Source organism: Deinococcus aquaedulcis (assembly GCF_019693445.1).
Lineage (GTDB): Bacteria > Deinococcota > Deinococci > Deinococcales > Deinococcaceae > Deinococcus > Deinococcus aquaedulcis.
On the sequence record NZ_JAHRBL010000003.1, the window covers coordinates 101187 to 115884 of the forward strand.

General features: G+C 69.5%; 14 protein-coding genes. 11 read left to right on the top strand and 3 right to left on the bottom strand.

The window, feature by feature from the left end:
* Nucleotides 1-4 precede the first annotated feature (4 nt).
* The 3 genes from KMW22_RS05370 (at nt 5) to KMW22_RS05380 (ending at nt 3435) form a co-directional block, all read left to right on the top strand.
* Nucleotides 5-583: a GNAT family N-acetyltransferase gene (locus KMW22_RS05370; RefSeq protein ID WP_328774604.1), complete on the top strand. Its 579-nt coding sequence runs from the start codon at nt 5-7 to the stop codon at nt 581-583.
* Between the two features lie 35 nt (nt 584-618).
* On the top strand, nt 619-1752 hold the full coding sequence (locus tag KMW22_RS05375) for an LCP family protein (protein WP_328774605.1): 1134 nt from the start codon (nt 619-621) through the stop codon (nt 1750-1752).
* An 87-nt stretch (nt 1753-1839) separates the two neighbouring features.
* Nucleotides 1840-3435, top strand: a complete 1596-nt coding sequence (locus KMW22_RS05380; RefSeq protein WP_221089010.1) for an alpha-amylase family glycosyl hydrolase — start codon at nt 1840-1842, stop codon at nt 3433-3435.
* A gap of 441 nt (nt 3436-3876) precedes the next feature.
* On the opposite strand, the gene KMW22_RS05385 is transcribed toward KMW22_RS05380, so the two are convergent.
* A complete protein-coding gene (locus tag KMW22_RS05385) occupies nt 3877-4629 on the bottom strand; it encodes a serine/threonine-protein kinase (protein WP_221089011.1) in 753 nt (250 codons plus the stop codon).
* Between the two features lie 255 nt (nt 4630-4884).
* On the opposite strand from KMW22_RS05385, the gene KMW22_RS05390 reads away from it, so the two are divergent.
* The 4 genes from KMW22_RS05390 to KMW22_RS05405 all read left to right on the top strand — a co-directional run bounded on the left by KMW22_RS05390 (nt 4885) and on the right by KMW22_RS05405 (nt 9946).
* Nucleotides 4885-5709, top strand: a complete 825-nt coding sequence (locus tag KMW22_RS05390) for a patatin-like phospholipase family protein (protein ID WP_221089012.1) — start codon at nt 4885-4887, stop codon at nt 5707-5709.
* Between the two features lie 55 nt (nt 5710-5764).
* Nucleotides 5765-6562 (top strand): signal peptidase I, encoded by a 798-nt coding sequence (lepB, locus tag KMW22_RS05395; protein WP_221089013.1) that lies wholly within the window; start codon nt 5765-5767, stop codon nt 6560-6562.
* Nucleotides 6563-7051: 489 nt separating this feature from the next.
* Entirely contained in the window at nt 7052-8716 is a 1665-nt protein-coding gene (locus KMW22_RS05400) for a tetratricopeptide repeat-containing diguanylate cyclase (RefSeq protein WP_221089014.1), read from the top strand.
* A 270-nt stretch (nt 8717-8986) separates the two neighbouring features.
* The gene (locus KMW22_RS05405; RefSeq protein ID WP_221089015.1) at nt 8987-9946 is read left to right on the top strand and encodes a 2-dehydropantoate 2-reductase; all 960 of its coding nucleotides are present in this window, start codon (nt 8987-8989) and stop codon (nt 9944-9946) included.
* A 12-nt stretch (nt 9947-9958) separates the two neighbouring features.
* On the opposite strand, the gene KMW22_RS05410 is transcribed toward KMW22_RS05405, so the two are convergent.
* Nucleotides 9959-10324 carry a VOC family protein gene (locus tag KMW22_RS05410; protein WP_221089016.1) on the bottom strand — a complete coding sequence of 122 codons (366 nt, stop codon included), beginning with the start codon at nt 10322-10324 and terminating at the stop codon, nt 9959-9961.
* Nucleotides 10325-10363: 39 nt separating this feature from the next.
* Here KMW22_RS05410 and KMW22_RS05415 point away from each other — a divergent pair, with 39 nt between their 5' ends.
* The 4 genes from KMW22_RS05415 to KMW22_RS05430 all read left to right on the top strand — a co-directional run bounded on the left by KMW22_RS05415 (nt 10364) and on the right by KMW22_RS05430 (nt 13366).
* Nucleotides 10364-10948, top strand: coding sequence for a hypothetical protein (locus tag KMW22_RS05415; RefSeq protein ID WP_235692648.1), 585 nt, complete (start codon nt 10364-10366; stop codon nt 10946-10948).
* Between the two features lie 51 nt (nt 10949-10999).
* Nucleotides 11000-12028, top strand: a complete 1029-nt coding sequence (locus KMW22_RS05420; protein ID WP_221089017.1) for an aldo/keto reductase — start codon at nt 11000-11002, stop codon at nt 12026-12028.
* Nucleotides 12029-12135: 107 nt separating this feature from the next.
* The gene (locus KMW22_RS05425; protein ID WP_221089245.1) at nt 12136-12882 is read left to right on the top strand and encodes a chlorite dismutase family protein; all 747 of its coding nucleotides are present in this window, start codon (nt 12136-12138) and stop codon (nt 12880-12882) included.
* A gap of 79 nt (nt 12883-12961) precedes the next feature.
* On the top strand, nt 12962-13366 hold the full coding sequence (locus tag KMW22_RS05430; RefSeq protein ID WP_221089018.1) for a hypothetical protein: 405 nt from the start codon (nt 12962-12964) through the stop codon (nt 13364-13366).
* Between the two features lie 286 nt (nt 13367-13652).
* Here KMW22_RS05430 and KMW22_RS05435 read toward each other — a convergent pair whose 3' ends face one another.
* Complete coding sequence (locus KMW22_RS05435) at nt 13653-14666, bottom strand: threonine aldolase family protein (RefSeq protein ID WP_221089019.1); 1014 nt, start codon at nt 14664-14666, stop codon at nt 13653-13655.
* Nucleotides 14667-14698 lie beyond the last annotated feature (32 nt).

Consider the following 14698-nt stretch of genomic DNA (forward strand, 5'->3'; position numbering starts at 1 on the left):
GCGCGTGACGCCGCCTGTCCTCATTCGCCCGGCCACCCCGGACGACGCCGCCTTTGCCGCGCCGCTCATTCAGGCGACCATTGGCCGCATTAGCTGGGCGCTGACGGGCACACAGAGCGATGAGGCGGCGGCCCAGGTCATCCAGGCCCACTGGGCGCAGCCTGGGCACCGCCTGAGCTTTGCGCAAACGCGGGTGCTGGAAGGCCGTGGGCAGCCGCTGGGGCTGGCCGTGGCCTACCCCGGGGCCGACGCCTGGGCGCTGGACGAACCCTGGCGCGCCCGCCTGCGGGCTCTGGGCCAGCCGGACGACATAGAGAGTGAGGGCACACCCGGCGAACTGTACCTGGACACGCTGGCCGTGGTGCCCAATGCGCGCGGGCAGGGCCTGGGGGCCCGGCTGCTGGCGGACACCGCCCACTGGGCTGCCGGGCTGGGCCTGCCCCGGGTGGGGCTGCTGGTGGAGGCCGACAATCCGGCCGCGCGCCTGTACGCCCGCGCGGGCTTTCGCCCGGTGGGCACGCGGCGGCTGGCGGGGGGCACCTACACGCACCTCGTGCGCCCTGTCTCTCCTCCTTCGGAGTGACCCCGCCCCTGCGCGTGGGCGTTATCCTCGGCAGCGTGCGCGCCGCTGTCGTTGTTCTGGTTGCCCTGGCGGGTGTGGGCGCCCTGCTGGCCCCTGCCGTTCCCTTTCTGAGCCGCTACGGCACCCTGCCCAAAAAAGCGGATGGCCCCGTTAATGTCCTACTGGCCGGCGTGGACGTGAACTACGACGACACGGCCCCAGTCTGGCCCTACCCCGCCAAGCCCGAAAATTACAATGGCCGCACCGATACCATCATGCTGGCGCAGGCGTGGCCGGACGGCCGCGTGAACCTGCTGAGCATCCCACGCGACTCCTGGGTGAATATCCCTGGTTACGGCTGGGGCAAGATCAACGGCGCCAACGCGCATGGCGGCCCCGGGATGCTGGTGCGCGCCGTCGAGAGCCTGACTGGCTTGCGGGTGGATGCCCACGCCCTCCTGAGCCTGAACGCCCTGCCCGCCCTGACCGACGCGGCCGGCGGCGTGACCGTGGACGTGCAGCAGGCCATGAAGTACGACGACAAGGCCGGCAACCTCCACATTGATCTGAAACCGGGCCGCCAGCGCCTGAACGGCGAACAGGCGGTGGGCTTTCTGCGCTTTCGCAAGGACAACCTGGGCGATATTGGCCGCATTGCCCGCCAGCAGCAGTTTCTGGGGGCCCTGGCCGCGCAGTCGAAAAACCCGCTGCACTGGTGGCGCCTGCCCGCCATGGTGGGTGCGGCGGACCGCAACATGAAAACCAACCTCAGCCGGGCGCAGGTGGCGGCCCTGCTGGGCGCGGCCCTGGGGGGGGTGAAGCTGCAAACCTTCAGCGTGCCCGGCGATTTCGGTGCCGGCGGCACCTGGGCGGTGGACCGCGCCGCGCTGCAGGCCACTGTTGCCAAGCACTTCCGCGACCCCAACGACCCGCGCACCCTGGGCGTGGCCGTGGTGAACACCGACGCCCCAGACGGCAGCGCCCGGCGCCTGAAAGCCCGCCTGGAAGCCCTGGGCTACACCAACGTCTGGATCGTGAACGAGGCGCGCGCCCCCGCCACCACCACCGCCACAGGCGAGGCCGCCGCGCGGGTGCTGCAGGACGTGGGCCACGGCGCCGTCTCACAGGCCGCCGGAGCCCCCGGCGCCGACGTGACCGTGCGTCTGGGCAACGACACCCCGGGCGAGTAAAGGGAGCCGCGAGGACCCATCCATTCTGTCTAGACACCCGTTTCTGAAACGATTTAGCCAGCTGGCCCCACCTGTTACCCTGCCCGCATGACCCCCTCTCTGAGCGGCGAACTGAAGTGGTGGCAGAGCGGCATCATTTACCAGATCTACCCGCGCTCCTTTCAGGACGACAGCGGCGACGGCGTGGGCGACCTGCGCGGCATCACGCGGCGCCTGCCCTATGTGGCCAGCCTGGGGGTGCAGGCGGTGTGGCTCTCCCCCATCTTCCGCAGCCCCATGCGCGACTTCGGCTACGACGTGGCCGACTACTGCGACATTGATCCCCTGTTCGGCACCCTGGCCGACTTTGACGCGCTGGTGGCCGAGGCCCACCGCCTGGGCCTGAAGGTGATGCTGGACTATGTGCCCAACCACACGTCCTCAGACCACGCGTGGTTTCAGGCGGCGCTGAGCGGCCAGGGCAGCGACAAGCGCGACTGGTACGTGTGGCGCGATCCGGCCCCGGACGGCGGCGTGCCCAACAACTGGAAGTCCTTTTTCGGCGGCCCGGCCTGGACGCTGGATGAGGCGAGCGGCCAGTACTACCTGCACCAGTTTCTGCCCACCCAGCCGGACCTGAACTGGCGCAACCCCCTGGTGCGGGAGGCCATGTTCGAGGTGCTGCGCTTCTGGATGCGCCGGGGCGTGGACGGCTTCCGGGTGGACGTGATCTGGCTGCTGGCCGAGGACGAGCGCTTTCTGGACGAGCCGGAAAACCCCGAGTGGAAAGAAGGCCAGCCCGAGCACTGGCGCCTGCTGCACCCCTACACGCAGGACCAGCCGGAAACCCACGAGTACATCCGCCAGATGCGCGCGGTGCTCGATGAATTCGAGGACCGCATGATGGTGGGCGAGATTTACCTGCCGGTGGAACAGCTGCTGCCCTACGCGGGAACCGCAGACGCCCAGATGGTGCACCTGCCTTTCAACTTCCACCTGATCCTGATGCCCTGGCGCCCGGAAGCTGTGCGCGCCTTTGCCGACAGCTACGACGCCGCGTGCCGGGCAGCGGGCACGTGGCCCAACTGGGTGCTGGGCAATCACGACCAGCACCGCTTCAAGACCCGCCTGGGGCCGGGGCAGTACCGGGTGGCCCAGACCCTGCTGCTGACCCTGCGCGGCACACCCACCGTGTACTACGGCGACGAGATTGGCATGGAGAACGTGCCGGTGCCCCCCGAGCGCATGGTGGACCCGGCCGGTTTGCAGCAGCCAGACGTGCCCGGCGCCAGCCGCGACCCCGAACGCACGCCGATGCCCTGGGACGCGGGCGAGAACGCCGGCTTCAGCGCGCCTGGCACCACCCCGTGGCTGCCCCTGGGCGACGACGCCGCGCAGCGTCATGTGGCCGCCCAGGAAGCGGACCCCCACAGCGACCTGCACTACTTCCGCGCCCTGACCCGCCTGCGCGCCGCCCACCCGGCGCTGGTGGGCGGCAGCTACCGCAGCGTGGACGCGGGCGAGGATGTCTTCGCCTTTGTGCGCGAGGGTGGCGGCGAGCGCCTGACGGTCCTGCTGAACTTCAGCGGCCAGAGCCAGGACCTGGGCGAGCTGACCGGGGGCCAGACCCTGCTGAGCAGCCAAGGTGACGCGCCCGCCAGCGGCGCGCCCCTGCGCCCCCACGAGGCCCGCATCCTGCGCTGAAGAAAGCAGGACGGGGACGGGCGGCTTCTGCGGAGGCCGCCCGTTTCTGGTGGAAGGAGGGGGAGAGGGGGTTGGCCGTTAAATTTGACGGCCGCCGGCCTCAACCAGCGTCCAGAGACCGCGCTGGTGGCTGTTTCTTCCTTCTTGATCTCATCAAGGGTTCGGACAGGTTCAGCAACTCGCCTGGTGCGGTCTGGCAGTTTTTGCTCCTCCCCCCTTGAGGTGGCCTCGTGGCTCTGTGCCGCAGGGGTTGGGGTCAGCGTTCCACACAGTCTTTCCGCTGCTGCGCCTTCCCCCACCTTGAACCCTGGCCGAAGCCTTGCGCATAGCGACAGCCTGGGTGTTGGAAACGCCCCTCCAAGCTACCCACGCCCTACTCTTTCTCAGGGCCAAACTCGGTACGTCCCGGGGCAACTCTAAATTTTTCCCTGCTCTCCGCTCTCAGTACGGCAGGCCCGCCAGGCGCAGCAGTTCCTGGCGCACCTCGGCGGCGTCGGCGGGGCGTTCGCGGCGCTCGGGGTGGGTCAGGGTCAGGTGCAGGGCGCCCAGGGGATCGGGGGTCAGGGGGTAGGGCTCTTCGGGGTCGGGGAGCGACCCGTGCAGCCCCCAGCCCAGCAGCACGCCCACACCGTACAGATCGCTTTCCGGGCCCAGGGGCTCGCCACGCGCCGCCTCGGGGCTCTGGAAGGCGGCGGTGCCCATGCGCGTGGGGGTGCTGAACGATTCGAAGGCGGGGCCCGACAGATCGTAGTCCACCAGCTTGGCGCGGCCGTCGTCTTCCACAATCACGTTTTCGGGCTTGATATCGCGGTGCACCAGTCCCAGGCTGTGCAGATAGCCCAGGGCGTCCAGCAGGTGCACCAGGGTCAGCAAGAAAGGGCGGCGCTCGGTAGAAGCGGCGGGGCGCTGACTGTAGCGCCCAAACAGCACCTCGCCGCGCGCCAGGGTGCTGATCAGGGCGGGCTGATCATCCACAGTGGTGCGGGCGATCACGCGGACCAGCCGGGGGTGGTCAAGGTGGTGGCCATGCTGGTACTCGCGGTCGGCGTAGCCTGCGAGGTGCGCCGGAAAGATCTTCACGGCGCAGGGCTGCCCCGTGCGGTCCACCGCGAAATACACCAGACTGTGCGAACCCCGGCCCACCGGCCGGACCAGTCGCACACCGTCTCCCACCACCTGACCCGCCAAAGGCATCGGCTTTCAAACTACACCACATCGGGGGGGGTGCGCTTCTCCCCTCCGGGGGCAGGGGGCGGGGGGCCGGTGTCTAGAATTCGGCCATGACCACAGAGCACTGCACCACCCAGGCGTGGACACGGGGCCCCCAGGAATGCGCGTGAGCTGGGCCCACCTTGCTTTCAGAAGCGGCAGGGAAGGGCCTTCATCGGCTGCTCCATCGCCACAGTGCCGTCTTTTCACGTCTGGCTTGCCGGCTCAGCGGGGGTCCGTATGAAGGGCTACGGCCTGGTGCTGGGCGGCGGCGGCGCGCGTGGGCTGGCGCACATTGGCGTGTGGGAGGTGCTGGAAGCCCACAGCCTGAAACCGGCGGTGGTGGCGGGCACCAGCATGGGCGGGCTGGTGGGGGCCTTTATTGCGGCTGGCTACAGCGCCGCCGAGCTGGAGCGGCTGGCCCGGGGCGTGTCGTGGCGGCGCCTGCTGGACCTGCGGCCCACCCCGGGGCTGATCCGGCAGTCGGCCTTCAGCGCGTGGCTGGCGCAGCACCTGCCCGCTACCTTCGAGGAGCTGCCCACGCCGCTGGCGATCACCGCCACCGACCTGCTGTCGGGGCGCGCGGTGTACCTCACGCGCGGCAACCTGCACGACGCCCTGCGCGCCACCACGGCCTATCCCGGCGCCCTGGAACCCGTGCCCTACGAGGACCTGCTGCTGTCCGACGGCGGGATTCTGAACCAGCTGCCAGTGGACGCCGCGCTGTTTCTGGGCGCGCGGCGGGTGCTGGCGGTGAATGTCACGGCCCCCGATCCTCTGGAATTAGAGGGGCGGCGCGTGCTGCCGCTGCCCTGGCGCCGGGGGGCCTCGCTGGGGCCGGTGCGCGCCCTGCGCCGCGCCGTGGAAATCATGCAGGCGCAGCTGACGGACGCCCGCGTGAACCTCTACCGCCCGGACGTGCAGCTGCGCCCGCAGCTGGGCGACATCGACCTGATGACCTTTCACCGCGCCGAACAGGCCATTGCCGCCGGGCGGACCTCGGCGCTGGGCCAGCTGCCGCGCCTGCTGACGCTGCACAGCGCGCCCGCGCTGCCGGACGCCTGAAGCCTCCGGGGCCCTCCCGCCGCGCGCCTGCCCCGTCCGCTATGCTGCGCGGTGCATGACCAGACCTGAGAAGCCCGCCCTGAGCCCCCTTCAGAAGTTGTGGAAGGAAGTGCTGGAACCCATCGTGTTTGCGGTGGTGATCACGCAGTTTGTCGCCACGCTGGTGGGGGTGGACGGCGTGAGCATGATGCCCAACCTGCGTGACCGCGAGCGCGTGTTCGTGCCCAAGTACGAAACGTGGCTGCACAAGGCGGGCATTGGCGACTTCAAGCGTGGCGACATCCTGATTTTCAAGCCGCCCCGCGAGGCCAGCGCCAAGATTGGCAACCTGAACAAGGCCGCGCCCCTGAACCTGTGGACCTACCGGCCCTTTCTGATCAAGCGCCTGATTGGCCTGCCCGGCGACACCATCCGCATTCAGGGCGGCGAGGTCACGGTCAACGGCGTGCCGCTGGACTCGGGCTGGACCACCGACTTCTGGAAGGCCCAGGGCTGCTGGGACACGGAGAGCCCAGTGGCGAATCTGGCGCAGTCTTCGGGCATTGGGGGGTACACCACGGGCGTGGTGGAAGACCAGGAGACCTTCACCGTGCCGGCCGGCCACTACTACGTGATTGGCGACAACCGCACCGCCACCGGTTCGGAGGACTCGCGCATCATCGGGCCGGTGCCCCGGCGCGACGTGGCGGGGCGCGCGGCAGCCGTGGTGTGGCCCATCATGCGCAAGGTGAACGTCAAGTACGACTGCGAGGGCGGCAACAAGCCCGAATACAGCGGCGACAGCGTGCTGAACTGGCGGGTGCTGGGCCGCCCGGCTGCCTTCAGCGAGTTGCAGAACGCCCTGAACCGCTAAGCCCCAGCCCCCCGCAGCCCCGCACCGCTGCAACCACGCCGCCCCAGGCCACCCCGGGGCGGCGTTTTCTGGGCCCCAGCTGCCCACCAACGGTTCAGCCCCTTTGAGCGCTCTGCGGAGAACAGGCGGACGGGTACACGTTTTCCCCTTATACCGGACTCCTCTGATTTCAGAAGCGCAGGGGTGCTTTTCCGCCGCCCGAGTCCCGCATGTGCGTGTTCGCGCGGCGCGCCCGCTCACCCCTCTCCGGCGACTCACCTGGGTTCCGTATGACAAGAGATTCGGGGATCCCCGCCGGAGAAGGTGGGGCCTGGAAAGCGGCGCTACGACAGTCAGGTGAGTGTGTCTAGCGTCCCAGACGACATTTCTTTCATGGCCTTCTTGCCCAGCTCAACTTTTCTCCGCCCCATCGCCCCACCCCCCGCTGGTTTTATTCACCCTCATGGCCTGCAAGCCCCCTGTGAGAACGGCGTTCCTATCCTGAACCGCATGAGCCGCGCCACCGATCACAGCCCCCTGGGCCCGGCGACCCTGGCGGCCCTGGACGCGCAGATTGCCCAGGCCGACGACCTTGTGGTGGTGGACCCAGCCCGGGCCGAGGCGCTGGCCCGCGCGGCAGCGGCCCAGGCCCAGGGGCTGAATCTGCCGCTCCAGGCAGGCCGCGCCGTGGTGCTGCTGGGCGCCACGCTGTTTTTTCAGGCCCGGTATGACGAAGCCCTGCAGGCCTTTGGGCAGGCGCTGGTGACTGCGCGGCAGTGCGGCGACGCCCCGCTGGAAGCGCGGGCCCTGAACGGCCTGGGCAATGTGGTCAGCCACCAGGGGGACTACGCCGGGGCGCTGGAATACTTCCTGAACAGTTCGCAGGTGGCGCAGGCCAGCGGCGACGAACAGGGCCGGGTGCGGGTGCTGAACAACATTGCCGCCGTGTGGGCCGAACTGGGCGAGCACGCCAGCGCCCTGGAAGCCCACCAGGAGGTGGTGGCCGTGGCCGCGCGCCTGGAGGACCGCAGCCTGCACAGCAGCGCCAGCGTGAACGTGATGGTGGACCACAACGCCCTGGGCGAGCACGAGCACGCCCTGGCGATGGCCGACACCCTGCTGCCCCGGCTGCTGGAGAGCGAGATGCGCCAGCACATGGTGGTCACCCAGGCCTACCGGGCCCACAGCCTGCTGCACACCGGCCAGTTGGAAGCCGCCCAGGCCGTGATCCAGGACACCCTGCCGCTGGCCCAGGCCATTGCCGAGCAGGCGCACGCGTGCCTGCTGCTGCTGATGCAGGGCCTGATTCTCCAGCGCCAGGGGCGACCCGCGCAAGCCCTGGCGCCCCTGGAACGCGCCCTGGCCCTGGCGCGCGAGCACGGCATTGGGCGCCAGGAGCAGGACGCCCTGGAAGCCCTGAGCGAGGTGCGTGAGGCCCTGGGCGACCTGGGCGGCGCCCTGGCCGATCTGCGCGCCCACCACGCCCTGGAACGCCGCATTCACGCTGAAGCGGTGGACCGCAAGACCAAGTTTCTGACCGCACAGTTTCAGCTCGAAGCCCTGCGCCGCGAAGCCGAGCAGGAGCGCCAGCGTGCCCAGCAGCTGCAGCAGGACCACGCCGCGCTACAGGAAGACCACGCCCTGCTGGCCCACCGCGCCGCCCACGACCCGCTGACCGGGCTGGCCAACCGCGCCCACTTCCAGGCGGCGGCTGAACAGGCGCTGCGCCGCGCGTCCAGTGCTCCCGTAGGCCTGCTGTTTCTGGACCTGGACGGCTTCAAGGCCGTGAACGACACCCTGGGCCACGACGCGGGCGACGACCTGTTGCGGCAGGTGGGCGCGCGCCTGCGCGCCGGGGTGCGCCGCGAGGATCTGGTGGCCCGCCCCGGCGGCGACGAATTCACGGTGCTGCTGCCCGGCCTGCGCCGCCCCGACGACGCCCACCGGGTGGCCCGCCAGCTGCTGCAGCGGCTCGCAGAGCCCTTCACGGTGCAGGGGGAAGTCGTGCGCATCAGCGCGTCGGTGGGGGTGGCGGTGGCGCCGCACGACGGCCAGGATTTCGCCGCCCTGCACCGCCGCGCCGATGAAGCCATGTACCGCGTGAAGCGCAGCGGCAAGAACGCCGTGCAGGGGGCGGACATAGGCACCCAGCCCGACCAAGACGGTCCCTCCTGAAGGGCTGTGGGGTGGAGGCGGCCAAAACAGCGGTGTGAACCGTCCTATGACCCCAGGTTGGACTGGGCCACCGCTGCGAACCCAGACTCGCGGGCCGGGAAGTCCTTAAGGCTGCCAGGAGCGCAGCCGGGTCCGCCCTGACGAATGGGGCCACTCACCACCCCACCACCACGCGCGGGAAGGTCGCCGGTTTCCCCTCTTCCAGCCGTGGCGACCCTTCCCAAACCACGCAGCCCTTCACCGGCACCGCCGCAGCGCCATACTGCCGGCATGATCTCTGAGGCTTTACCTTCTCGGCTGCGGGTGGCGGTCGTGGGTGTGGGGGGCGTTGGCGGGTACTTTGGGGGCCGCTTGGCCCAGGCAGGCCACGAGGTCACCTTTGTGGCGCGCGGCGCGACCCTGGCGGCCCTGCAGACACAGGGGCTGCGGGTGTTCAGTGCCCTGGGCGACTTCACCGTGCAGCCGGCGCGCGCCACCGACGACCCCGGCCATGTGGGCGAGGTGGACGCCGTCCTGGTGGCTGTCAAAGCGGGGCAGATCCCACACGTGGCCCACACCCTGAACCCTCTGCTGGGCCCGGGCACCGCTGTGCTCCCCATGCAAAACGGCGTGGAAGCGGCAGATCAGCTGGCTGCGGCCCTGGGCGAAGCGTTCGTGCTGGGCGGGCTGTGCCGCATCATCAGCGCCATTGAGGCGCCCGGGGTGATCCGGCATTCGGGCGGGCACCCCAGCGTGACGTTTGGAGAATTCAGTGGCCAGCGCAGCGACCGGGTGCAGCGCCTGCAGCAGGCCTTTGAAGCGGCGGGCGTCACCGTGGACCTCCCCACAGACATCCGCGTGGCGATCTGGGAAAAGGCGCTGTTCGTGTCCTCACTGGGCGCCGTGGCGGCCGTGGCCCGCGCCACGATTGGCGAACTGCGCGCCCTTCCCGAAACCCGGGCACTGATCGAACGGGCCATGCAGGAGGTGGCGACCGTGGCCCACGCGCGTGGCGTGCCGCTCCCCGGGAACGCCGTGGCGGCGGCGCTGGCCTTTGTTGATGCCTTGCCCGCCGCTGGCACCACGTCCCTGCAGCGGGATATAGAGGCCGGGCGGCCCTCCGAACTGGACGCCCAACTGGGCGCCATCGTGCGCCTGGGCCGCGAAGCCGGGGTGCCCACGCCGGTGTACGACTTCGCGTGGCGCTGCCTGCTGCCCCAGGAACGCCGCGCCCAGCCACTCAGTGGCTAGGGGCGCCTTGCGTCAACCCTCACCGCCTTCCAGCAGCTCCACCTGCCGCCCATCTGGGTCCTGCACGAAGGCCATGTCGCGCCCACTTGGGCTGGGCTGCAGGTCGCGGGTTACGGTCACGCCGGCCGCCCGCAGGTCCGGCAACAGGGCGCGCAGGCCCTGAACATGCAGGGCAATGTGCTCGGCCCAGTGGGGATGGGGCGCGGGCACTTCCCCACTCACCTCGAAGAATTGCAGGCGGCCCTCGCCCAGGCGCACCACCGCGCGGCCATAGCCTTCAGGGGTGGTGAGCTGCTTTTCGACCACGCCGCCCAGGCGGGTGTAAAAGGCCAGGGTGGCGGCCAGATCGCGGGTCAGGAAGGAGACGTGTTTCAGCATGGGCCCCAGGGTATACGCCCGGGAGGGTACGCTCGGGGCATGGCTCCCCCACCCTGGCACCTGCGTGGCCGCGCCTGGATGGCCGTCTATGCCCGGCCCCAGCCCGGCGCAGTGCTGCTGGTGCGCTACAGCCACTCGCCCGTGGGCCCCTACGACGAGGTGATGTGGGTGGCCCTGGGCGCCCCCAGCCCGGCCGGGCCACGCCCACAGGTGACGCGCATTGCGGTGAGCACGCCGCAGAGCGTGACCTGGGGCCGGGCGAACTGGGGCATTCCCAAAACGCTGGCCCGCTTCGAGTGGCTGGGCACGCCAGAGCGCGGGCAGGTGCGCATTCAGGAGGAAGGCCGCCCGCTGGCCCACCTCGCGTTTCAGGGCTTTGGCCCGGCGCTGCCGGTGTCTGCGGTGCCCGTTCCGGCCCCCTGGCGCACCCTGGCCCAGCCCCGGCTGGACGGCGAAAACGGCTGGTGGCTGACCCGGGTGGGCCTGACCGGCCGCGTGCAACCCGCCCGCCTGAGCGTGGTGGACGCGGGGGCCCTGCGCCTGGGGCTGGACCGCGTGCGGCCCCTGGTGACGGTGGCGGTGCCGTCGGGCCACCTGCACTTTCCGGTCCCCACGCCTGCCTGACCGGTCGTTCGGGGTCAACCATCCCCGGGGCGCGGTGGAATAGTGCCGGATATGGAATACCGCAAGTTGCTGGGCACCGACCTGACCGTGAGCGCGGTGGGCTTTGGCGTGTGGACCGTGGGGACCACGTGGTGGGGCGTCAAGGACGAGGCGATGGGCAAGGCGCTGCTGAGGCGGGCCTTTGACCTGGGCATCACTTTCTTTGACAACGCCGACACCTACGCCTCGGGCCGCGCCGAGGAGCTGCAGCGCGAGGCCCTGGGGGAGCTGCGCGACCAGATCGTGATTGGCACGAAGTTCGGCTACGACATCTACAACCACCCCGACCGCCCCGGGCAGCAGGAGCGCCCCCACGACTGGTCGCCGGCCCACCTGCGCCGCGCGCTGGAAGGCAGCCTGAAGCGGCTGGGCACCGACCGCATTGACTACTACCAGCTGCACAACCCCCGCATGGACGCCATCCTGCGCGACGACCTGTGGGCCGAACTGGACCGGGCCAGGGCCGAGGGCCTGATTCTGGCCTACGGCACCGCCCTGGGCCCGGCCCAGCACGAGCGCCAGATTGAAGAGGGCATAGCCAGCGTGCGTGACCGCCGCGCGCCCACCCAGATCATCTACAACCTGCTGGAACAGGCGCTGGGCGAGCAGATTCTGCCCGTGGCCGAGGAGGTGGGCGTGGGTGTGATGGCCCGCGTGCCGCACGCCTCGGGGCTGCTGGAGGGCTACATGAGCCTGGACACCGAATTTGAACCCGGCGACCACCGCAACTGGCGCATGACCACCAACGCCCGCCGCAAGGCCTGGATGGAAGACGGCCTGAAAAAGGTGGAGCAGTTGCAGGGCGCCTTCGTGGAGGGCCGGGGCCGCACCATTGGCCAGCTGGCCATTCAGTTCGCCCTGCGCTCTCCGGCAATGGCGAGCGTGCTGCCCAACATCTATTCTGAAGACGGGCTGCGCGAGTACGCCGCCACCTTCGACGCCGCGCCCCTGACCGACGAGGAGTTCGAAGGCATTCAGACGCTCTACCGCGCCAACTTCGGCATGACCCATGACCTGCGCGGTCAGGTGGTGGCCCAGTGAGCGGCGAGCGGACAGAAGGCCAGCGCCCCGAGGGTCAGCGGCCAGAAGGCGCGCTGCCCGCTGCCGCTGGCGGGCGCCCCGGCGGCGCCCCCGGTGGCCGCCCGAAGATGATGGTGGACCTGGACCCCAGCGGGCAGGTGACGCAGAGAGAACCCGACCGCGCCCAGCGCCAGTTTCTGAACTACGCCTTTTTCAAGCTGGACCCCGCCTTTCGCCGCCTGCCCCACGCCGAGCGCGAGGAGTTGAAGGCCGAGTTCCTGGCCGCTGCCCAGGACTGGGTGGACGAGGCACAGGCCGAGCAGGGCCTGATTCAGCGGCCCTACTCGCTGGTGGGCGTGCGCGGCGACGTGGATTTCATGCTGTGGCGCATCGCTTTTGACGTGCGCGAGTTTCAGGATGCCCAGGCCCGGCTGAACCGCACCCGTCTGATGGGCTACCTGTCGCAGCCGTACAACTTCGTGTCCATGAACAAGCGCAGCCAGTATGTCAACCGCGTGGAGGGCAGCGGGCACGGTCTGGAAATTCTGCCGGGGCAGGGCAAATTCCTGTTCATCTACCCCTTCGTGAAAACGCGGGCGTGGTACGACCTGACCCCCCACAGCCGCCAGGGCATGATGGACGAGCACATCTACGCCAGCGGCCCCTTCAAGGGCGTGCGCATCAACACCAGCTACTCCTACGGCATTGACGACCAGGAATTCGTGGTGAGCTTCGACTCCGACCACCCGCAGGAATTTGTGGATCTGGTGCACCGCCTGCGCTACACCGAAGCCAGCATGTACACCCTGCAGGACACGCCCATGTTCACCTGCGTGAAGAAAGACCTGGCCGAGGTCCTGAACGACCTGGGCTGAAGCCAGCCGCTACCACGTCCATCCCGGGACTGCCCTGGGATGGACGTTTTGCTGTTCAGGGCTCACACTCCTGCTCATCATGACCGCCGATGCGCTCTTTACCGTTCCCCGCCTTCAGCCCGCAGAGGTTGGCGCGTGGGTGGACACCTGGCTGCGCCAACCGGGCGGCAATCTGGGGCTGGCCGATGGGCTGCGGCTAGCCCCTCGTCAGTGGGAAGGCCCGCTGCCGGTGGCTATTGCCGCCCTGCGGCGGGCCTGTGGGCCCGAACCCGAGATGGAATACCCGGAACCCACCGTGCGGTGGACCGCCCGGCTTGACGCGCTGATGCAGGCCCACCAGCGGGGAGCCCGCTTTGCCCCGCTGATCGTGCAGCGCCGGGGAGACGTGCTCTCCGTGCGCGACGGCAACCACCGCCTGGGGGCGCTGGAACAACTTGGGGGAACCGAAGCCTGGGTGCTTATCTGGTCGGACGGCGTGGGCTGAGAACCACAAAAACCTGCGGCGGTACGTGACGACAGGCCAAAGGCCACACCCTTCCGTCAGGGTGTGGCCTTTCCCCCTGCAGGCGAGCTCGGGGGGCAGATGGTTTCATACGGACTGCCGTCCATTTCCGTCACATCCAGAAAAGAACTGGATGTTCCCCGCCTTTGGCGCTGTGCCAGCCCAATTCCCGGAAATCCGTGTTTTCTCCCTCTCCCTCTGCTGCGCAGCTGATTCAGTCCGGTCAAATAAATTCCGTAACACGTGACGGAATTTTCCGGAAGTCGTATCAGGCGGTTAGCACAGCGATGGCCCGTTCCAGGGTTTCATCATCAATCTGGTGGTGCAGCACAAACCGCACCGAATCCGGGCCCAGGGCATTGGCCAGGACGCCCTGCTCAGCCCAGGTGGCGGCCCGCTGGGCGGCGTTCGGCACAGCGGCGTACACGATGTTGGTCTGCACGGCAGCCAGATTCACGCTGAAACCGGCGTTCACCAGGGCCTCGGCCAGCACGCGGGCGCGGCGGTGGTCTTCGGCCAGCCGGGCGGGGCCTTCCCGCAAGGCCACCAGCGCGGCGGCGGCCAGCACGCCCGCCTGCCGCATCCCGCCGCCCATCATCTTGCGGTAGCGGTGCGCCTGTTTCATGGCCGCCGCCGAGCCGGTCAGGACACTCCCCACCGGCGCGCCCAGCCCCTTGCTGAGGCACACGCTGACGGTGTCGAACATGCCCGTCACTTCGCGGAGTTCCACGCCCAGCGCCACCGCCGCGTTGTACACGCGGGCGCCGTCTAGGTGAAAGGGCAGGCCTTCTTCGGTGGCCACCGCGCGGATCTGGTGCAGGACTTCGGGGGCGATCACCGTGCCACCTGCTTTATTGTGCGTGTTTTCCAGGCTGATCATCCCGGTGGGCGACTGGTGAATGCTGCGCCGGATGGCGGCGCGCACGTCCTCGGGGGCAGGCACGCCCAGCGGCGCGGGCACAAAGCGCGGCACCACGCCGCTGAAGGTGGCCATCATGCCCAGTTCCCACTCGTAGATGTGCGAGCCCTCGGCGCAGATGACTTCCTCGCCCCGGCGCGTGTGCAGGGCAATGGCCACCTGATTGGTCATGGTGCCGGACGGCATGAACAGCCCCGCCTCGTGGCCGGTGAGGCGGGCCACCTCGGCCTGCAGGGCGTTCACAGTGGGGTCTTCGCCGTACACGTCGTCGCCCACGGGGGCCTGGGCCATCGCTTCACGCATGGCCGGCGTGGGCGTGGTGACGGTATCCGAGCGCAGATCAGCAATCACGGGCAGGGTCATGGGCAGGATGCTACGCCGGGCAGGGGGCCGTG